Genomic DNA, 19106 nt, shown 5'->3' with positions numbered 1-19106 from the left:
GGCTACTGCGCGGCGACGCGGACGTCCGGCCGCAGGGCGACGCTGCCAAGGTCGCTCATCAGCGTGAGTTCGCCGTCCTGGATGAGGGCCTGCAGGCGCATGCCGCGCTTGCCGATCGCCGCCAGCGCATCGACCGTGTCCGGACGCAGGTCGAGCACGGTGAGGTTCTTCAGGCGCGTCAGCGAACTGGCGATGCGGGTCCACCAGATGTCGGCGGCGTTGCCGCTGTAGTTCACCACCACGACCTGGCGCGCGCGGGCGCAGGCCTTCTTGATCCGCGACTCGTCGGGCTGGCCGAGGTCGATCCACAGGTCGACGTCGCCGGTGTAGTCGCGCTGCCACAGGTCCGGGTCCTCCTCGGTGCTCAGCCCGCGCCCGAACTCCAGGCGGTCGCTGGCGTGCAGGGCGAAGGCCACCACCCGCACCATCAGGCGCTGGTCGGTCTCCGACGGGTGCTGCGCCATCGTGAGGTCGTGGGTGGCGTAATAGTGCCGATCCATGTCGCTGATCTGCAGTTCCGCTTTGACGACGGTCGAATTGAGGGCCATGGCCGGCTCGGGGAAACAAAGGAGCGCCATTCTAGCCGCCATGGCCGGCAGCGGTGTTTCAGGCGCCGAAGCCCTCCAGCACGATCTTGCCGCGTGCACGGCCGCTTTCCAGCAAGGCATGGGCGCGCATGAGGTTGGCAGCGTCGATGCGGCCGAAATGTTCGCCCAGGGTGGTGCGCAGGACGCCTTCGTCGACCAGGTCGGCGACGGTGTCGAGCAGGCGGTGCTGTTCGATCATGTCCGGGGTCTCGAACAGGGCGCGGGTGAACATGAACTCCCAGTGCAGCGAGCCGGCCTTGCGCTTGAGCAGGCGCGCGTCGAGGGTGTCGGGGTCGTCGATCAGGCCGATCCGGCCCTGCGGTGCGAGGGCCTCGACCAGCTGCGGGAAGTGGCTGCCGGTGTGGGTCAGGCTGGCGATGTAGTCGACCTGGGGCACCCCGATCCCGGCCAGCGCTTCGGCCAGGGGTTGCCGATGGTCGACGACGGCATGCGCGCCCAGCGACGCCACCCACTGGCGGGTCTCCTCGCGCGAGGCGGTGCCGATGACCTTCAGGCGGGTCAGGCGACGGGCCAGCTGGACCAGGATCGAACCGACCCCGCCGGCGGCGCCGACGACCAGCAGTGCCTGGCCCTCGCCACCGTCGCGGGCCACGCCGATCCGGTCGAACAGCAGTTCCCACGCCGTTATCGCGGTCAGGGGAAGCGCCGCGGCCTGGGCGAAGTCGAGGCTGCGCGGCATCCGCCCGACGATGCGCTCGTCGACGACGTGGCGTTCGCTGTTGCCGCCCGGGCGCGCGATGGATCCGGCATACCAGACGCGGTCGCCGGGCTTGAACAGCGTGGCCTGTGTGCCGACGGCGCGCACCACGCCGGCGACGTCCCAGCCGAGCACCTTGTAGGGCGACCCCTCAGGGGCGGCGCTGCGACGGACCTTGGTGTCGACCGGATTGACCGAGACGGCATGGACGTCGACGAGCAGGTCGCGCGGGCCGGGGACCGGCTCGGGCAGCTCGATGTCGAGCAGCGCGTCGGTGGCGTCGATCGGCGAGGGGGTCTGGTATCCGACGGCCTTCATGCGGGGATCTCCTGGGCGCGGGCGGCATCGTCGGCCGTCCATTCGGGGTAATCAATGTAGCCACGGGCATCGCCACCGAACAGCGTGGCGGGATCGAGGCTGGCGAGCGGCAGGCCTTCGCGCAGGCGGCGCGGCAGGTCCGGGTTGGCGACGAAGGGACGGCCGAAGGCGACCAGGTCGGCGAGGCCGTCGGCGAGGATCGCCCGGGCACGCGGGGTGTCGTACTTGCCGGCGACGATGATCGCGCCGCCGAAACGCGCGCGGATGTCGCGGCGGAAGGCGTCGGGGAATCGGGGCGCGTCGTCCCAGTCGGCCTCGGCCAGGTGCAGGTAGGCCAGTCCGCGGCGATCCAGGTGCGCGGCCGCCTCGAGGATCGTCGGCAGGATGTCGGGGCAGGCCATGCCACGCGCGGTCAGGAAGGGTGCCAGGCGGATGCCGGTGCGTTCGGCGCCGACGGCCTCGCTGACGGCATCGACCACCTCGCGCAGGAAACGCAGGCGGTTCGCGCGGGAGCCGCCGTAGGCGTCCTCGCGCTGGTTGGACGAGGTGCGCAGGAACTGGTCGACCAGGTAGCCGTTGGCGCCGTGGATCTCGACGCCATCGAAGCCGGCCTCGATCGCCCGCAGCGCGGCCTGCCGGAAGTCGTCGACGATGGCCGCGATCTCGTCGACTTCGAGCGCGCGCGGCACCGGGCAGTCGACCATCGCGCCGACGCCGGTCGCGGGATCGACCTTCCACACCTGGCCCTCGAAGGGGATCGCCGAGGGCGCCACCGGCAGCGCGCCGCCATGGAAGTCCGGGTGCGACATGCGGCCGACGTGCCACAACTGCAGGAAGATGCGCCCGCCAGCGGCATGGACCGCGTCGGTGACCCCACGCCAGCCTTCGACCTGGGCCGCATCGTGGATGCCCGGCGTGAACGAGTAGCCCTTGCCCTGCGGCGAGACCTGGGTGGCCTCGGTGACGATCAGGCCGGCGCTGGCGCGCTGGGCGTAGTAGGTCGCGTTGATCGGCTGCGGCACGTCGCCGGGCTGGCGGCTGCGCGAGCGCGTCATCGGCGCCATCACGATGCGGTTCGGCAGGTCGAGGCGGCCCAGTTGCAGGGGTTGGAAGAGGTCGGCGGTCGGCATGGGGGATCCTTGCATGGCAATGGGGGCGTTTGGGACGGCAGGTGGGTCAGTGGGCGGGGGCGTCGAGTTCGATGAGCAGGCCGCCTGGCAGCGGTACGAACAGTTGCACCTCGCCGTCGCCGGGGACCGTCGTCGCCTCGAACGGCAGGCCGGCGCGACGAAGGGCGTCGACCACCCCCGCGGCGGGACGATCGGTGCGGAAGGCGACGTGGCCGAGGCGGACCGCGTCGATGTCGTCGCCGCGCCCGCCGACGACATGGACGGGCGCGCGCTCGCCGTCGCCGTAAAGCCATTGGCCCGGGAAGGGGAAGGGCGGGCGTCGACCGGGGCGCAGGCCCATGACGTCAACGAACAGGCGCTGCAGCACAGAGCCATCGCTGGCCTGGAGGTTGACGTGGTCCAAGCGCCAGTCGGTCGGGGCGGTGGGGCGGTCCATGGGAAGGTCCTGCGATGCGGAGACTACAGTCTCGGTGCTTGCAAGAGGGCGAAAAAGGCGCGATAAAACGTTTCAGTTTCAATGGAATGTTGATAATGCGAGCGCTCAACGACCTGCGGCTGTTCGTGCAGGCGGCCGAACTCGGCGGTTTGTCCGCGGCGGCGCGACGACTTGACCTGAGCCCGGCCGTCGCCAGCGCCGGGCTCAAGCGCCTGGAGGCGGAGCTGGGCAGCCCGCTGTTCGTGCGTTCGACCCGAAGCCTGCGCCTCACCACGGAGGGCGAGCGCTTCCTGCCGCATGCGCGCGACGCCCTGGCGAGCCTCGACGTCGGCACCCGTGAACTGCGCGACGGACACGCCGGGCTGGCGGGCGCCCTGCGCATCTCGGCGCCGTCGGACGTGGGCCGGCACATGCTCCTGCCGTGGCTGGATGCCTTCCAGCAGGCCCATCCGCGCCTGCGACTGCACGTGCAACTGACCGACCGGCTCGCCGACGTCTACCGCCAGCCCGTCGACGTGGTGCTGCGCTACGGCCCGCCGCCCGATTCCTCGCTGGTCGCCCTGCCGCTGGCGCCGTGGAACCGCCGCGTCCTGTGCGCATCGCCGGACTATCTCGCGCGCGAGGGCGCGCCCGACTCGCCGCTGGCACTGGCCGGTCGCAACTGCCTGCGCTTCAAGCTCGGCGAGGACCTGCATGCGCACTGGCACTTCGTCGCCCCCGACGGCGGCTCGCATGCCGTCGCGGTCGAAGGCGACCGCAGCAGCGACGACGGCGAAGTGGTCCGTCGCTGGGCGCTCGCCGGCCTGGGCATCGCCTACAAGTCGTGGCTGGACGTCGCCGGCGACATCGCCCGCGAGCGCCTGCGCGTGCTGTGCGGCGACTGGCGTGGCGAAGCGTCGCCGCTCAACCTGGTGATTCCGGATCGACGGCTGATCACGCCTGCCGTGCAGGCCCTGCGCGGTTTCCTGCAGGCGCGCCTGGACGCGGTGCCGCGGCCATGAGCGATCCCGGCACGCCGCCCAGCCGCCTGCAGCTGCCGCCCGGGACCTGGCCCAGCCTGATCGACGGCCTCTGCGCGCGCTTCCCGCGCGTGCCCCGCGACGAATGGGCCTCGCGTTTCGCGCGGGGCCGCGTACAGGATGCCGCCGGTCGCGCGCTGGCGCCCGGCCTGGCGTATCGGCCCGGGATGGAAATCCGCTACTACCGCGAGGTGGCCGACGAGCCACGCATCCCGTTCGAGGCACGCATCGTCCACCACGACGCGCACGTGCTGGTCGCCGACAAGCCGCACTTCCTGCCGGTGACGCCGGCCGGTGGCTTCGTCGCCCAGACCCTGCTCTCGCGCCTGCGGGCATCGACCGGCCTGGAGACCCTGGTGCCGCTGCACCGCATCGATCGCGGCACCGCGGGCCTGGTCATGTTCTCGGTGGAGCCTGCGACGCGGGCGCGCTACCAGGCCCTGTTTCCCGGGCGCGGGATCGAGAAGACCTACGAAGCACTCGCGCCACCGCCGCCGACGGGGGACATGCCGGCGGCGCGGCATTCGCGCATCGAAGCCGGCGAGCCCTTCTTCCGCATGCGCGAAGTGGACGGGCCGCCCAACAGCGAGACTCGCATCGAGGTGCTCGAACGCGACACACAAGGTCCCTGGCGATACCGGCTTCGACCGGTGACCGGCCGCAAGCACCAGCTGCGCGTGCACATGGCCGCCCTGGGCACGCCGATCCTCAACGACCCCTTCTATCCCGGGTTGTCGCCGGCCGGGGACGACGACTTCAGCCGGCCGCTGAAACTGTTGGCGCGCGCGCTGCGCTTCCTCGATCCGATCGACGGCAGCGAGCGGGTCTTCGAAAGCGACAGGACCCTGTAGTCCGTCGCCGCCACAGGCACGGGCCCCGCGCTCAGGTGAACTCGCGCGACGGCAGGGTGAGCTTGCGGCGTGGTCGCCCGACCAGGTCCAGGAAACGGTTGAACACGGCCTCCGAGCTCGCCTGCATGGCGGCGATGTGCTGGCGCGTCTGCGCACGGATGTCGTCGGCGTCGGCCGCGTGGCCGCACGCGCGCAGCTCGTCCAGGTAACGGGGATTGGCGAGCCAGCGTTCGATCAGCGCTTCGTCCATTTCCAGGTGGAACTGGAAGCCGTAGGCGTTGTCGCCCCAGCGGAAGGCCTGCGGTTCGCACAGCGGCGAGCGGGCCAGGTGCACGGCGCCGTCGGGAACCTGAAAGCTGTAGCGGTGCCACTGGAACACCGGGGACTGCTCGTCCAGCGGTGCCAGCACCGGGTCCTGGCGGCCGGCGTCGGTGGTGGCCAGCGGGTGCCAGCCGACCTCGGGAACGGGGTGGCGTCGGATCGGGGCGCCCAGCACGTGCGCGAGCAACTGCGCGCCCAGGCAGATGCCCAGCACCGGTCGCCCGAGCTTGAGCATCTGTTCGATGGCCCGGAGTTCGGCGAGCAGGTGGGGGCGACGGTCCCTGTCCTCGACGTTCATCGGGCCACCGAGGACGACCAGGCCGCGATAGCGGGCCATGTCCGGTTGCAGGTCGGGCTCGCGCTCGAAATTGCTGAAGCGGATCCGGTGCCCTCGCCGCCGGATCAGCGGATCGAGCGTGCCCAGCGGTTCGGCGGCGACGTGCTGGAAGACCTGGATGCGGGGCATGGATGGACGGGGCGGGCAGGGCGGCGCGAGCGGATGGTCACCGCACTATGCCAAAGCCGGCCGCGGCCGCCGATAACCGCTGCTTGGGCCGCCATTCCCGTCCGTCATCTGCCCCGGATCGCTCAGCGCCCGCGATGCGGCTTTTTCGGACCGCGGTGCGGGGGCTTGCCCGGATGCGGCCGGCGCGGCGGCCGGCCGTCGCGCAGCGGCGGCGCCCGGCCGCCCTCGTGCAGGTCGCGCGGACGGCTGATGCGCAGCGGCTGCCCGGCGACGCGCACCTTCTTCAGGTGCTCCATCAGCTCCTTGGGCATGCCCTCGGGCAGGTCGACGTAGCTGTGGTCCTGCTGGATGTCGATGCGGCCGATGAACCGGCTTTCCAGTTCGGCCTCGTTGGCGATCGCGCCGACGATGTTGCCCGGCTTGACGCCATGGACATGGCCGACCTCGATGCGGAAGGTCTCCATGCCCGCTTCCGGCGCATGGGCACCGCGATCGCGCGGCGGCCTGGGCGCGGCGTCGGCGAAGCCCTGCTCGCCCCGGTTGCCCGCGAACGGACGCGCTTCGCCGCGCTCGGCGGGCGCGGCGCGCTCGGGACGCGGACGCTCGCGCGGCTTGTCCAGCAACAGCGGCTGGTCGCCCTGGACCAGGCCGGCCAGGGCCGCGGCGATCTCGGCCATCGGCACGTTCTTCTCGCGCTCGTAGCGCTCGACCAGGTCGCGGAACAGCGACAGGTCGGCGCGCTCGAGCGACTCGCCGATGCGGCCGAGGAACTTGTTCACGCGCTGCTCGTTGACCGTGTCGATGCTGGGCAGCTCCATCGGTTCGATCGGCTGGCGTGTGGCGCGCTCGATGGCGCGCAGCATGCCGCGCTCGCGCGGGGTGACGAACAGGATCGCCTCGCCGCTGCGGCCCGCGCGACCGGTGCGGCCGATGCGGTGCACGTAGCTTTCGGTGTCGTAGGGGATGTCGTAGTTCAGCACGTGGCTGATCCGCTCGACGTCCAGGCCGCGGGCGGCGACGTCGGTGGCCACCAGCACGTCGATGCGGCCGTCCTTGAGCTGCTGCACGGTCTTCTCGCGTTGCGCCTGCTGGACGTCGCCGTTGATCGAGGCGGCGGAGAACCCGCGCGCGGTCAGCTTCTCGGCCAGTTCGTCGGTGCCGAGCTTGGTGCGGGCGAAGATGATCATCGCATCGAAGGGCTCGGCCTCGAGGATGCGGGTCAGCGCGTCGAGCTTGTGCACGCCACTGACCGACCAGTAGCGCTGGCGGATGTTCGCCGCGGTGCTGGTCTTGTTCTTGATCGAGACCTCCACCGGGTCCTTCAGGTAGGTCTGGGCGATGCGCTTGATCTGGCTGGGCATGGTCGCCGAGAACAGCGCGACCTGGCGCGTCTCGGGGGCTTTCTTGAGGACCGCCTCGACGTCGTCGATGAAGCCCATGCGCAGCATCTCGTCGGCCTCGTCGAGCACCAGGCCGCGGAGTTCCGACAGGTCCAGCGAGCCCCGTTCGAGGTGGTCGATCACACGCCCCGGGGTGCCCACGACCACGTGCACGCCGCGGCGCAGCGCCGCCAGCTGGGGGTGGTAGCTCTGGCCACCGTAGATCGGCAGCACATGGAAGCCGGGCAGGTGGGTGGCGTACTTCTGGAAGGCCTCGGCTACCTGGATCGCCAGCTCGCGGGTGGGCGCCAGGACCAGGGCCTGCGGCTTCTTCTGCGCCGGGTCGATGCGCGCCAGGATCGGCAGCGCGAACGCGGCGGTCTTGCCGGTGCCGGTCTGCGCCTGGCCCAGCATGTCGCGGCCTTCGAGCAGCGGCGGGATGGTGGCGGCCTGGATCGGCGAGGGCGACTCGTAGCCCACGTCGCCAAGCGCCCTGAGCAGCGGCTCGGGCAGCGCCAGGTCGCTGAACTTCATCTGGGGGGTGCTGTCGCCAGCGGTATCGTCGTTCATCGGGATGACCCTCGTACTGCCCGCGAGGGCCAATCGGACATTTTACGCTCCGAACGGACCCGGATGGTGCATTGCGTCATGCCCGGGTCAGGCGCGATTGGGTATTTCAGCCCAGCACCACGCGGTCGCAACCGCGCAGCCGCGCCTCCCGCATCGCCGCCTCCGCGCGGCCGGTCGCGGCCTTCAGCGCCTCGCGCTCGCGGGTCTGGGTGATGCCGACGCTCAGGGTGATGGGCGTGTCGCCCGCCATGCCGGCGATCGCGCCGCGGATGCGTTCGACCACGCGCGCCGCGGTGTCGGCGTCGCTGCCGGGCAACAGGACGACGAAGCTGCGGCCGTCCACGCGCGCGAGCAGGTCGCCGTGGCGCAGGCAGTCGCGCATGACGCCGGTTGCCTGCTTCATCAGCTCGGCGGCCGATTCGTTGCCGTGCCGCTCGCGGATATCGTCGATCGGGTCGAGGTCGAGCCGGACCACCGACAGGTCCTTCTGGGTGTCGCGCTGGTGCCGGTGCAGGAAGTGGGCCCGGGTCTCCCAGTTGTCGCGGTCGCCGGCGTCGAACGAGGCCTGGTGGGCCGCGGCCTGGTGCAGGCGTCGCAGCAGGCGCTCGCGGTAGAGGAAGATCTCCATCGACGAGGACAGCTGGGCCCGGCGCAGGGTGGCGCCGATGATCCCGCCCGCGGCGAAGAACAGCGTGTAGGCACCCCAAAGGCCCCGGGGGGCGTCGAGGTACCACAGCATCCCGTACATCGGCAGGATCAGCGCCAGGGCGGTGGTGACCGCGGCCAGGCGGGTCAGGGCGAAGGGCAGGAAGATGATCGCCATCAGCATGACCGGTACGTGGGTCAGGCTGAGGCGTTCGGGTTCGATCGAGGAGGTGACCGCGATCGCGACGCTGAAGAACAGGGCGTACAGCGTGCCGAACAACTCCGCGCTGCGGCTGAAACCCGACAGCCAGGTCAGGCTGGCAAGGATGAGCAGGCCGAAGGTCAGTGCCAGCCGCAGCAGCAGGGTCCACTGGGCGGTGTCGCCCAGCACCACCAGGTCGCGCGCCCAGCCCAGCGCGAACAGCAGCGGCAGCCCGAACATCAGCAGGCGCAGCGCGTGGCGCAACTTCTTGTAGGCGAACTTCTGGAAGCGCAGGAACTCGTCGGCCGACAGCCGGTGCCTGGCCTTGTCGTAATTCAGCAGTCCGGAAAACATCGATCGCGCCCCCTGTTCGACTGACCGAGATCCTGCGATGGTCTCGCCTGCCAATCCATGCGGGCGCCACGGCATACAATCGGATGGACCCGGCTCCCTGCCCGGATGCGCGACGCATGCCTACCACGCCCAGTCTACGCTTCGACAACGCCTTTGTGACGCGCCTTCCGGGCGATCCGGAGACCGGCCGCCACGTGCGCGCGGTCGAGGGTGCGCTGTGGTCCCCGGTCGCGCCCGAGCCGGTCGCCGCGCCGCGCATGCTGGCCTGGTCGGCGGACATGGCCGGACGACTGGGCCTGGACCCCGCGTGGATGAGTTCGGCGGCCGCGGCCGAGGTGCTGGCCGGCAACCGGTTGCTGGAGGGCATGGCGCCCTTCGCCAGCAATTACGGCGGGCACCAGTTCGGGCACTGGGCCGGACAGCTCGGCGATGGCCGCGCGATCGGCCTGGGCGAAGTGCTCGACCCGGGCGGGCACCGCTGGGAGCTGCAGCTCAAGGGTGCGGGCTCCACGCCGTACTCGCGCAGCGCGGACGGGCGGGCGGTGCTGCGCTCCTCGCTGCGCGAATTCCTGTGCAGCGAGGCCATGCACCACCTGGGCGTGCCGACCACGCGCGCGCTCAGCCTGGTCGGCACCGGCGAGCCGGTGGTGCGCGACATGTTCTACGACGGCCACCCGGCGCCGGAGCCCGGCGCGGTGGTGTGCCGGGTCGCGCCGTCCTTCATCCGCTTCGGCCATTTCGAACTGCCGGCGTCGCGCGGCGACGTGGACCTGCTGCGGACGCTGGTGGATTTCTGCATCGCGCGCGACTTCCCGCACCTGCATGGCACGGGCGAGGCCCTGCTCGGCGACTGGTTCGGCGAGGTCTGCGAGCGCACGGCCGTGATGGTCGCGCACTGGATGCGGGTCGGTTTCGTGCATGGGGTGATGAACACCGACAACATGTCCATCCTCGGCCTGACCATCGACTACGGCCCCTACGGCTGGATCGACGACTTCGATCCCGACTGGACGCCCAACACCACCGACCGCCAGCACCGGCGCTACCGCTTCGGCCAGCAGCCGCAGGTGGCCTACTGGAACCTGTCGCGGCTGGCCGGCGCGCTGTCGCCGCTGTTCGGCGGGCACGAGGCCCTGCAGGCCGGCCTGCGCCGCTTCGTCGAGGCCTACGGGGCTGCCGACCGCGGCAACACCGCCGCCAAGCTCGGACTGTCCGCGTGCCGGGACGAGGACGTCGACCTGATGCAGGCACTGCGAGACCTGTTGAAGGCCGGCGAGGTCGACATGACGCTGTTCTTCCGCCAGTTGGCCGACATCGACCCGGACGCGCCCTCGCTGGACGGGTTCGACGACGCGTTCTACGACGCCTCGCGCCGCGCGTCGGTCGAGGGCGCGCTTGGCGAGTGGCTGCGGACCTATGCCGCGCGCGTCGCCGGCGACCCGCTGCCCGCCGAGCACCGCAAGGCGCTGATGGACGCCGCCAACCCGCAGTACGTCCTGCGCAACTACCTCGCGCAGGAGGCGATCGACCTGGCCCACGGGGGCGACATGTCGCGCACCGAAGCCCTGCTCGCGCTGTTGTCCCACCCCTACGACGCCCAGCCGGGCCGGGAGGGCTTCGCCCGGCGGCGCCCGGACTGGGCCCGCGACCGTGCGGGGTGCTCGATGCTTTCGTGCAGTTCATGAAAACCTCCATGCGCGCCCCGGGCGTCGTCCGGCCGGCCGGACGACAAGATCGACACTCGGGCGCGCGTACCGTCGCCCACGCGCACGCAAGGAGGCCATTCGCGCGCGCTGAGCACGCGCATCCCCCGTAGAATGGGCGGATGTCCCTGATCAATCTCATCGACGTCGACTACAGCGTCGGCGGTCCCCTGCTGCTCGAACGCGTCAACCTGGCCATCGAGGCGGGCGAGCGCATCGCCCTGATCGGCCGCAACGGCGCCGGCAAGTCCACCCTCCTGCGCCTGCTTTCGGGCGAGCTCCAGGCCGACGATGGCGAGGTGCGTCGCGAGGACGGCCTGCGCGTGGCCCGGCTGGAGCAGGAGGTGCCCGCGGGCGCCGGGGGCGACGTCTGGGACGTCGTCGCCGAGGGCCTGGGCGAACTGGGTCGCTGGCTGGCGGAGTACCACCACCTCAGCCATGCCGAGGACGTCGACATGGATGCGCTGGCCCGCGTGCAGGGCCTGATCGAGTCAGCCGACGGCTGGTCGCTCGACCAGCGCGTGACCGAGACCCTCGACAAGCTGGAACTCGACGGTGACGTGCCCTTCGCGCGCCTGTCCGGTGGCATGAAGCGCCGGGTGCTGCTGGCCCGCGCCCTGGTGTCCTCGCCGGACGTGCTGTTGCTCGACGAGCCGACCAACCATCTCGACATCGCGGCGATCGACTGGCTCGAGGGCTTCCTCAAGGGCTGGCAGGGCGCCCTGGTGTTCATCACCCATGACCGGCGCTTCCTGCGTTCGCTGGCGACGCGCATCGTCGAGATCGACCGCGGCCAGGTCACCAGCTGGCCCGGCGACTGGGCCAACTACCTTCGGCGACGCGAGGAGCGCCTCAACGCTGAGGCCCAGGAGAACGCCCGCTTCGACAAGATGCTGGCACAGGAGGAAGCCTGGATCCGGCAGGGCATCAAGGCGCGCCGCACCCGCGACGAGGGCCGGGTCAGGCGGCTGAAGCAGATGCGCAGCGAACGCGCCGAGCGGCGCGAGCTGCAGGGCAACGTACGCATGGACCTGGCCCGCGGCGAGTCCTCCGGCAAGAAGGTCATCGACGCCAAGGGCCTGGGTTTCGCCTATGGCGACCGCGTGCTCGTGCAGGGCCTGGACACCACGGTCTTCCGCGGCGACCGCATCGGCCTGATCGGCCCCAACGGCAGCGGCAAGACCACCCTGATCAAGCTGCTGCTGGGCGAGATCGTGCCCTCGCGCGGCGAGGTGCGGCTGGGCAGCAACCTGCAGGTCGCCTATTTCGACCAGTACCGGGCCACCCTGCGCGAGGACTGGAACGCACTGGAGAACGTCGCCGAGGGCCGCGAGTTCGTCGAGGTGGGCGGCAAGCAGAAGCATGTCATCGGCTACCTGCAGGACTTCCTGTTCACGCCCGAGCGCGCGCGTGCGCCCATCACCCGCCTGTCCGGCGGCGAGCGCAACCGCCTGCTGCTGGCCAAGCTGTTCGCGCAGCCGTCCAACCTGCTGGTGATGGACGAACCCACCAACGACCTGGACGTGGAAACCCTGGAGCTGCTCGAGGAGCTGCTGGGCGACTACCCCGGCACCCTGCTGCTGGTCAGCCACGATCGCGACTTCCTCGACAACGTGGTCACCTCGACCATGGTCATGGAGGGCGAGGGCCGCGTGGGCGAATACGTCGGCGGCTACACCGACTGGCTGCGCCAGCGCCCTCGGCAGGCCTCGCCCGCGGCCGCGGGCGGCACTGATCGGAGCACGACGACTGCAAGCCCGGCCCCGGTGTCGGGCGGCAGCGCCGGCCCTGCGCCCGTCGCACCGTCGCCGCGGCGCAAGCTGAGCTACAAGGACGCCCGCGAACTGGAGCAGCTGCCGGCGCGGATCGAGTCGCTCGAAGCCCGACTGTCCGAGCTCACGTCGGCGATGAGCGACCCGGCGTTCTTCCAGGGCGAGCCCGGCGCGGTCGCCGGTCACACCGCCCAGCTGGGGGCCGTCCAGGCCGAACTCGATGCCGCCTACGCGCGCTGGGGCGAGCTGGAAGGCGAGGCCGGCTGAGCCTCGCCGCGAGGACGCGTCATGGACCAATTGCCACTGGGCGGATTCGAGCCGCCGGCGCGGCGCCGCCACCGCCTGTTCTTCGCGTTGTGGCCGGACGCGACGACGCGGGCGCGGATCGAGGCCGCGACCGTCGAGTCCATGCCCCTGGTGCGTGGCAGCGGCCGGCGCCTGCGGCCGCACCGTTACCACCTGACGCTGCGCTGGCTGGGCGATCATCCGGACGCGCACACGCACGTGCTGGACATGGCCACGCATGCGGCGCGACGCGTGCGCTTGGCGCCCTTCGACCTGCACCTCGACCTGCGCGGCGCCTTCCCCTCGGCGCGGGTGTGCTGGCTGGGCTGTCGCCAGGCGCCCGCGGCGCTTCCGGCGTTGCGGGCCCGGCTCGACGAAGGCCTGCTGGGTGGCCCGGTGCGACTGAAGGGTGCGACGGCCCTCGTGCCGCACGTGACCGTGTTGCGCGACTGCGTCGACCCCTGGCCCGAGGGCATGCTCGCATCGCCGGTGGCCTGGCGGATCGAGCGCTTCGTCCTGCTGCGCAGCGACCTTGACGCCGGGCACGCCTACGAAGAAGTCGCCGCCTGGCCGCTCGAGGGCTGAACGCCTCTCCGGCGATCTGCGCTCAGGGGGCGAGGCTCAGGGGGCGAGGAAGCTGCCGCAGCCGCGGTAGGTCTCGCCGTTGACGCTCAGGCGCGCGCTGGCTTCGAAGGACTCTCCGCTCATGTCGTCCTGGCAGGCGTTGCGCTCGACTTCGAGCCGTACGACGCTGCCATCCGCGGCGGTCCCTGCATAGTCCAGGCCCTCCCGTGCGGCGTGCTCGACTTCGACCGTGCGCGCGCCGTAGTCGAGTTCGGCCTTGAGCCGCGGCGCATCGCCGCTACCCACTTCGACGTGCCAGCCAGGCTCGTTGCCGGCAGCACGGAAGGCGATGCCGCCACGGGCAGCGGCGCCCCAGGGCGAGGGCGACTCGACCGGCGTGCAGGCCACGGCGGGTTGTCCGGCGAGGGAAAGCGCGTAAGCGCCGTCGCGCGTGTCCAGCGCGTTGCCGAGGTCGTCCTCGTAGCGGTTGCCGTCGTCGGCCGAAGCAAGCGCGAGCTGACGGCCGGAGAGGGCCAGCATGGCCTTGCCGTCGCCGGGGCGCAGGCGTGCGTCGACGCGCAGGTCGCCGCACTGGAGCGTGAGCCCGGCCTGCGGTCCTTCGCCAGGCGTCGTCGGGGCGCCACGACTGGACACGCGCTTCATCAACAGCTCGACAGGCGCGTCGGTGGCCGGATCGACCGCATGCCGGGTGTCGGTGACGAAGAGCAGGGCGCCGTCGGGGCCGCGCACCGAGGCATGCAGGCCGTACATGCCGTTCGGGCGAAGGTCCGCGGCATCGTAGGACAGGCGGAAGGGAATCGGCGAGCTGCGCGCGTCGTCGACCGCCACCTCGGCCAGGACCGCCTTGGGCGTGTCGGCCAGCAGGTTGTCGATCAACTGCACGCTCAGCCGAGATCCGGGCGGCAGCATCATGCGTTCGCGGTAGATCGCCTGGCCCTCGATCATGGCGTCCGCGGGGGCGGCCGCCGGTTCCGCTGGCGTCGCGGCCGCCTCGCCAGCCGCGGTGGCCGGAGTGGGCGTGGTCGGCTGGCAGGCCGCGAGTGCGAGCGTCAGGCCCGCCAGCAGGCCTGTGGGGAGGGCGTAGGGTCGGAGGGATCGAAGGGCCAGGTGCATGGGACGCTCCCGCGTGGGTGACGGCGCCAGTATGCGCCGCGGCCGTCGAGGTCGCGTCAGCGCCGGCGCCTCACCGGGAGGGATCGGCATCGGTGCGCAGCACCGGGTACAGGTTGTAGCGGTCGTCCCACGCGCTGTGCAGTCGGTAGAAGTAATCCAGTCGCGCCTGCGGACTGTCGACGAAGGCCTTTTCCGATGCCACGCGCCGTTCGAAGGCCGCCTTGAGGGCGGGGTCGCGATCGAGCATCTCGCGCGCGACGTCCTCGGCGACATAGTCCTCCATGTACTCCTTGCGTTCGAAGGCGTTGTTGAACGCGCCCCAGGCGAGGAGGGCGTCGGGGGCGGCCGGTTCCAGCAGCGCCATGACCAGCCGTGCCTTGGGCTGCGCGATCGGCACGAACAAGGCGCCGGCGCGCAGGTCGTGGCGCCCGCGCGCCCAGTCCCCCTCGACGCCCAGGCGCTGGTGGCCTTCCAGCGAGGTACTGGCGAAGGTCGCGTCGGTGGCGCGGAACGCGTCGGCCTCGATCCCTTCGATGGGGCGTGCCAAGCGGATGAAACGGATGTCGTGCACGGCCAGCCTGGGCGCGATCCGGTCGGCCTGCGCAGCCGGCACGAGATAGCCGCCCCGTGGCGCGGTGGCAACGTGGTCCGGGACGATGCGGTCGTACAGCGGGACCTTCCAGACCTGAGGTCGGGTCTCGTCGTAGCGGGTCATCAGCGCGCCGGACACCTCCGAAGGCGTGCGGGTGTAGGCATAGCCCCGGAAGTCGATGGTGCGCGAGGTGTCGGTGGCCTTGTAGTCCAGGGGCACCGCTTCGCCTCCCAGGCGGCTGGCGCGCCCATCGGCCTCGCGCGCCTCGCCCATCCACTGGCGGCCATGCCGGGCCACCAGGTCGAGCGATGCGAGGATGGTGTCGTGGGTGGCCTTGACCCGCTCCGGGTAGGTCTTCCAGGAGTGGGTCTCCACCAGCATGCCGATGCGGTTGCGCAGCCAGGGGTAGCCGTGCGAGAAGCGCGGCGGGGCGACGCCGTCGCGGAAGCCCGAGGCGGGGTCGTCGTACTCGATGAAGGAGGGATAGAAGGGCAGGGGCATCGAGCCGGCGCGTTCGAGCGCGGCCAGCACGCCGTCGCGGAACGCCAGTCCGACCTTGCGCATCCCGGGGTCGCCGGCATGCAGCGGCTCGACCTGGATCGAGATGTCGTGTTCGAACTTGGCGCCGTCGGTGACGTGCAGGTCGAGGTAGGCCAGCGGGTCCCAGGCGTTGTACAGCGCCAGCATCGCCTGCATTTCCGGCGCGTCGGCCTTGGCGTAGTCGCGGTTGAGGTTGTAGTTCTGCGCGGTCGTGCGCCAGCCCATCTCCTCGGGGCCGCGCTGGTTGGGCCGGTTCCAGGCCTTGAAACGCTCATGGCCGTCGACGTTGAAGACCGGCACGAACAGCAGGACCTGCGCGGAGAGCGGGTCGCCCTCGACCTCGCCATCGAGCATTTCCCGCAGGGCCAGGAAGCCCGCGTCCTTGCCGTCGATCTCGCCGGCATGGATGCCGCCCTGGACCAGGGTGACCGGCAGGCCGCGCTCGCGCGCCTGCGCCGGCGTGAACGCGCCATCGCGCGATGCCACCAGCAGCTTCATCGGCCGTCCCTCGGGCGTGGTGCCGAAGGTTTCGCAACGCACTGCGTCCGGATAGCGCGCGGCGAAAGCATCGCAAAGCGCGATCACTTCCTCGTAGCGACCCGTCCGGACGAACCCGCTGCGCTCGGCGACGGTCCGCAATCCGTCGTCGGCGGTGGCCGCGGACACGGGATGGGCCAGGGTGGCGCAGGCAAGGACGAGGGCAGCGTTGAAAAATCGGATCATGGTCGTTCGGGCAGCGGTGGCAGTGCCGACATGGTAACGGAGGCGTGGCGGTTGGCCCGATGCGCGGGTGCTGCCTGCTGCCACATGCTGACGGCAGTGGCCCGGCCCGGGCGGTGTCGTTGCCTGCCTTGCCGACATGGGCGCCATCCCCCGCGAGGGCGATCTGCGGTAGGCTCGGGGGTTAGTGCCCGCTCCTGGAACCGCCCGATGTCGACGAATGCCGCAGCCCCCTCAACGCCCGGGAAGATGCCCCGGCAGATCCCCTACATCATCGGCAACGAGGCCTGCGAGCGGTTCAGCTTCTACGGGATGCGCAACATCCTGGTCCCGTTCCTGGTCAGCAGCGTGCTGCTGGCCTACCTGCCCGAGGCGGACCGCGAGGGGGCGGCGAAGGACATCTTCCATACCTTCGTCATCGGCGTGTACTTCTTCCCCCTGCTGGGCGGCTGGCTGTCGGACCGCTTCTTCGGCAAGTACAACACCGTGTTCTGGCTGTCGCTGGTCTACTGCGCGGGCCATGCGTGCCTGGCGCTGTTCGAGGAGAACCGCACCGGCTTCTACACCGGCCTGTTCCTGATCGCATTGGGCTCAGGCGGCATCAAGCCCCTGGTTTCGGCCTTCGTCGGCGACCAGTTCGACCAGAGCAACAAGGCCCTGGCCAAGGTGGTCTACGACGCCTTCTACTGGACGATCAATTTCGGCTCGTTCTTCGCGTCCTTGCTGATGCCGCTGTTCCTGCGCGAGCTGGGGCCGAGCATCGCGTTCGGCATCCCGGGCATCCTCATGTTCATCGCCACGGTGATCTTCTGGAGCGGGCGCCACAAGTACATCCACGAGCCGCCGGCCCCGCGCGACCCCCACGGCTTCCTGGCGGTGGTGAAGACCTCGCTGTTCGGCGCCGGCAGCGGCGGCGGCACCGTGCTGGCGATCGCCGGCATGGTGCTGGCGGTGGCTTCGCTGGGCCTGATCCCGGCGCTGGGTTTCGTCAAGGCCGCGCTGATCGGGCTGGGCGTGCTGATCGCCCTGGTCGGCATCGGGGCGTCCATGCAGCTCGACCGCGCCCGCGGCCGGCACCCCGACGTCGCGGTGGAGGGCGTGCGTGCGGTGCTGCGCATCCTGATCGTGTTCGCCCTGGTCACGCCGTTCTGGTCGCTGTTCGACCAGAAGGCCTCCACCTGGGTGCTGCAGGGCGCGGACATGCGCATTCCGCACGAAAGCTGGTGGTGGCCCAGCTGGCTGGTGAAGGAGGCCGCGCAGATGCAGGCGCTCAACCCGATCATGGTCATGGCGCTGATTCCCTTCAACAACCTGGTGCTGTACCCGGCCCTGCGGCGGATGGGCTTCGAGCCCACGGCGCTGAAGCGGATGGGCTTCGGCATCGCGTTCTCGGGCCTGGCCTGGATCGTCGCCGGCATCGTGCAGCTGTGGATCGATGGTGGCGACCCGGTTTCGCTGGCCTGGCAGATCCTGCCGTACGCGCTGCTCACCTTCGGCGAGGTGCTGGTGTCGGCCACCGGCCTGGAGTTCGCCTACAGCCAGGCCCCCAAGTCGATGAAGGGCACGATCATGAGTTTCTGGCTGCTGTCGGTGTCCTACGGCAACCTCTGGGTGCTGATGACCAACGCCGCGGTGCGCAACGACGCCGTCACCTCGCAGATCGCCAGCACCGGGCTCAGCGAGAACGCCTTCCTGATGTTCTTCTTCGCGGCGTTCGCCTTCGTCGCGGCCCTGCTCTTCGGGTGGTATGCCAAGCACTACCCGATGCAGGACCACTACCGCACGGTCTGACGGAGCGCCCGCATGCTGACCCTGGTCCTGATTGCCGTCACCGTGCTGGTGTCATGGCAGGCCTTCGAGCGGCCCCGGCTGATCGAGCGCCTGATCCTGTGGCCGCCGGCCATCGAGCGCAAGCACCAGTACGACCGCCTGGTCACGCATGGTTTCATCCATGCCGACTGGCAGCACCTGTTGTTCAACATGATCACGCTGTTCTTCTTCGGGCGCGCGGTCGAGCCGGTGTTCGCCCAGTTGCTGGGCCCGGTCGGCTACCTGTTCTTCTATCTCTCGGCGATCGTGGTGGCGATCCTGCCCACCTGGCTCCGTCACCGGCATGACGCGCGCTATCGCAGCCTGGGCGCATCGGGCGCGGTGTCGGCGGTGCTGTTCGCCTATATCCTGCTGTCGCCCTGGTCGCTGATCTTCGTGTTTTTCCTGCCGGTGCCTGCGATCGTGTACGGCGCGTTCTACGTCGGCTACTCGTTCTGGATGGACCGGCAGGGCGGGGACAACATCAACCACAGCGCCCATCTGTCCGGGGCGATCTATGGCGTGCTGTTCATGCTGCTGATGGAGCCGCGCGTGGGTGCGGTCTTCCTGGAGAGGCTGGCCAGCCCGTCGTTCTGAGCGGGGACCGCTGCCGCCGGGGCCGGTCCGGGACCGGCCGTGGGCGCGCCTGGCGTATTTCGCTGGCGGCTCAGGCCGCCATCATGGTCTCGACGGGCATGTCTTCCAGGGACTGGCCGTAGGCACGGGCGAGGCGCTGGTAGACCTCGTGATCGATCACGGTGAACTCCTCGGCGCCGGCGTTGCCGTTGCGGGCCATGGAGAACAGGCGCTCGACCAGGACGGAGTCGCTGGCGGCGTGGATCAGGGCAATCTGGTTGTCGGTCATGGACTTAGCTCCCCTCGGTGATCGTTACCTCAATCCCAAGCATGTTCCGTGCCAACGCTTCAGCTTCCTTTCATTTGGCCGTGTGCCATAAAAAATGTGACGAAGTGCGTCAATTGTGGTCCTGCA

The 19106-nt window shown here is 70.5% G+C and carries 17 protein-coding genes; 7 read left to right on the top strand and 10 right to left on the bottom strand.

The window, feature by feature from the left end:
- Window positions 1–2 precede the first annotated feature (2 nt).
- The 4 genes from H4F98_RS02700 to H4F98_RS02685 are packed head-to-tail and all read right to left on the bottom strand — an operon-like array spanning window position 3 to window position 3189.
- The gene (locus H4F98_RS02700) at window positions 3–548 is read right to left on the bottom strand and encodes a YaeQ family protein (RefSeq protein ID WP_182685114.1); all 546 of its coding nucleotides are present in this window, start codon (window positions 546–548) and stop codon (window positions 3–5) included.
- 58 nt (window positions 549–606) lie between these two features.
- Window positions 607–1623 carry a zinc-binding alcohol dehydrogenase family protein gene (locus H4F98_RS02695; protein ID WP_182685113.1) on the bottom strand — a complete coding sequence of 339 codons (1017 nt, stop codon included), beginning with the start codon at window positions 1621–1623 and terminating at the stop codon, window positions 607–609.
- Complete coding sequence (locus tag H4F98_RS02690) at window positions 1620–2753, bottom strand: alkene reductase (protein WP_182685112.1); 1134 nt, start codon at window positions 2751–2753, stop codon at window positions 1620–1622. Before H4F98_RS02690 ends, H4F98_RS02695 begins: the two co-directional genes overlap by 4 nt.
- A gap of 46 nt (window positions 2754–2799) precedes the next feature.
- Entirely contained in the window at window positions 2800–3189 is a 390-nt protein-coding gene (locus tag H4F98_RS02685) for a VOC family protein (protein ID WP_182685111.1), read from the bottom strand.
- Window positions 3190–3284: 95 nt separating this feature from the next.
- Here H4F98_RS02685 and H4F98_RS02680 point away from each other — a divergent pair, with 95 nt between their 5' ends.
- Window positions 3285–4190 carry a LysR family transcriptional regulator gene (locus H4F98_RS02680; RefSeq protein ID WP_182685110.1) on the top strand — a complete coding sequence of 302 codons (906 nt, stop codon included), beginning with the start codon at window positions 3285–3287 and terminating at the stop codon, window positions 4188–4190.
- The gene (locus H4F98_RS02675; protein WP_182685109.1) at window positions 4187–5059 is read left to right on the top strand and encodes a pseudouridine synthase; all 873 of its coding nucleotides are present in this window, start codon (window positions 4187–4189) and stop codon (window positions 5057–5059) included. The genes H4F98_RS02680 and H4F98_RS02675 overlap by 4 nt, the downstream gene beginning before the upstream one ends.
- A 31-nt stretch (window positions 5060–5090) precedes the next feature.
- On the opposite strand, the gene H4F98_RS02670 is transcribed toward H4F98_RS02675, so the two are convergent.
- The 3 genes from H4F98_RS02670 to H4F98_RS02660 all read right to left on the bottom strand — a co-directional run bounded on the left by H4F98_RS02670 (window position 5091) and on the right by H4F98_RS02660 (window position 8996).
- Entirely contained in the window at window positions 5091–5846 is a 756-nt protein-coding gene (locus H4F98_RS02670; RefSeq protein ID WP_182685108.1) for a type 1 glutamine amidotransferase, read from the bottom strand.
- A 122-nt stretch (window positions 5847–5968) separates the two neighbouring features.
- A complete protein-coding gene (locus tag H4F98_RS02665) occupies window positions 5969–7795 on the bottom strand; it encodes a DEAD/DEAH box helicase (RefSeq protein ID WP_182685107.1) in 1827 nt (608 codons plus the stop codon).
- Window positions 7796–7901: 106 nt separating this feature from the next.
- Window positions 7902–8996: a GGDEF domain-containing protein gene (locus H4F98_RS02660; protein WP_182685106.1), complete on the bottom strand. Its 1095-nt coding sequence runs from the start codon at window positions 8994–8996 to the stop codon at window positions 7902–7904.
- A gap of 116 nt (window positions 8997–9112) precedes the next feature.
- On the opposite strand from H4F98_RS02660, the gene H4F98_RS02655 reads away from it, so the two are divergent.
- The 3 genes from H4F98_RS02655 to thpR all read left to right on the top strand — a co-directional run bounded on the left by H4F98_RS02655 (window position 9113) and on the right by thpR (window position 13341).
- Window positions 9113–10681 (top strand): protein adenylyltransferase SelO, encoded by a 1569-nt coding sequence (locus H4F98_RS02655; RefSeq protein ID WP_246372768.1) that lies wholly within the window; start codon window positions 9113–9115, stop codon window positions 10679–10681.
- Between the two features lie 140 nt (window positions 10682–10821).
- Window positions 10822–12738 carry an ATP-binding cassette domain-containing protein gene (locus H4F98_RS02650; RefSeq protein ID WP_182685104.1) on the top strand — a complete coding sequence of 639 codons (1917 nt, stop codon included), beginning with the start codon at window positions 10822–10824 and terminating at the stop codon, window positions 12736–12738.
- Between the two features lie 21 nt (window positions 12739–12759).
- The gene (thpR, locus tag H4F98_RS02645; RefSeq protein ID WP_182685103.1) at window positions 12760–13341 is read left to right on the top strand and encodes an RNA 2',3'-cyclic phosphodiesterase; all 582 of its coding nucleotides are present in this window, start codon (window positions 12760–12762) and stop codon (window positions 13339–13341) included.
- Between the two features lie 36 nt (window positions 13342–13377).
- Here thpR and H4F98_RS02640 read toward each other — a convergent pair whose 3' ends face one another.
- Together H4F98_RS02640 and H4F98_RS02635 are read right to left on the bottom strand one after the other, a co-directional pair.
- Window positions 13378–14454 carry a YbaY family lipoprotein gene (locus H4F98_RS02640; protein WP_182685102.1) on the bottom strand — a complete coding sequence of 359 codons (1077 nt, stop codon included), beginning with the start codon at window positions 14452–14454 and terminating at the stop codon, window positions 13378–13380.
- Window positions 14455–14524: 70 nt separating this feature from the next.
- Complete coding sequence (locus tag H4F98_RS02635; protein ID WP_182685101.1) at window positions 14525–16309, bottom strand: M14 family metallopeptidase; 1785 nt, start codon at window positions 16307–16309, stop codon at window positions 14525–14527.
- Window positions 16310–16516: 207 nt separating this feature from the next.
- On the opposite strand from H4F98_RS02635, the gene H4F98_RS02630 reads away from it, so the two are divergent.
- Together H4F98_RS02630 and H4F98_RS02625 are read left to right on the top strand one after the other, a co-directional pair.
- A complete protein-coding gene (locus H4F98_RS02630; RefSeq protein ID WP_182685100.1) occupies window positions 16517–18097 on the top strand; it encodes a POT-type proton-dependent oligopeptide transporter in 1581 nt (526 codons plus the stop codon).
- Window positions 18098–18109: 12 nt separating this feature from the next.
- A complete protein-coding gene (locus H4F98_RS02625) occupies window positions 18110–18712 on the top strand; it encodes a rhomboid family intramembrane serine protease (protein WP_182685099.1) in 603 nt (200 codons plus the stop codon).
- Window positions 18713–18782: 70 nt separating this feature from the next.
- Here H4F98_RS02625 and H4F98_RS02620 read toward each other — a convergent pair whose 3' ends face one another.
- Entirely contained in the window at window positions 18783–18980 is a 198-nt protein-coding gene (locus H4F98_RS02620) for a hypothetical protein (protein WP_182685098.1), read from the bottom strand.
- Window positions 18981–19106: the final 126 nt, after the last annotated feature.

This window comes from Marilutibacter spongiae (genome assembly GCF_014145325.1).
Classification (GTDB): domain Bacteria; phylum Pseudomonadota; class Gammaproteobacteria; order Xanthomonadales; family Xanthomonadaceae; genus Marilutibacter; species Marilutibacter spongiae.
Note: the sequence above shows the minus strand (reverse complement) of the source record. Positions and strands in the feature narration are given on the sequence as shown.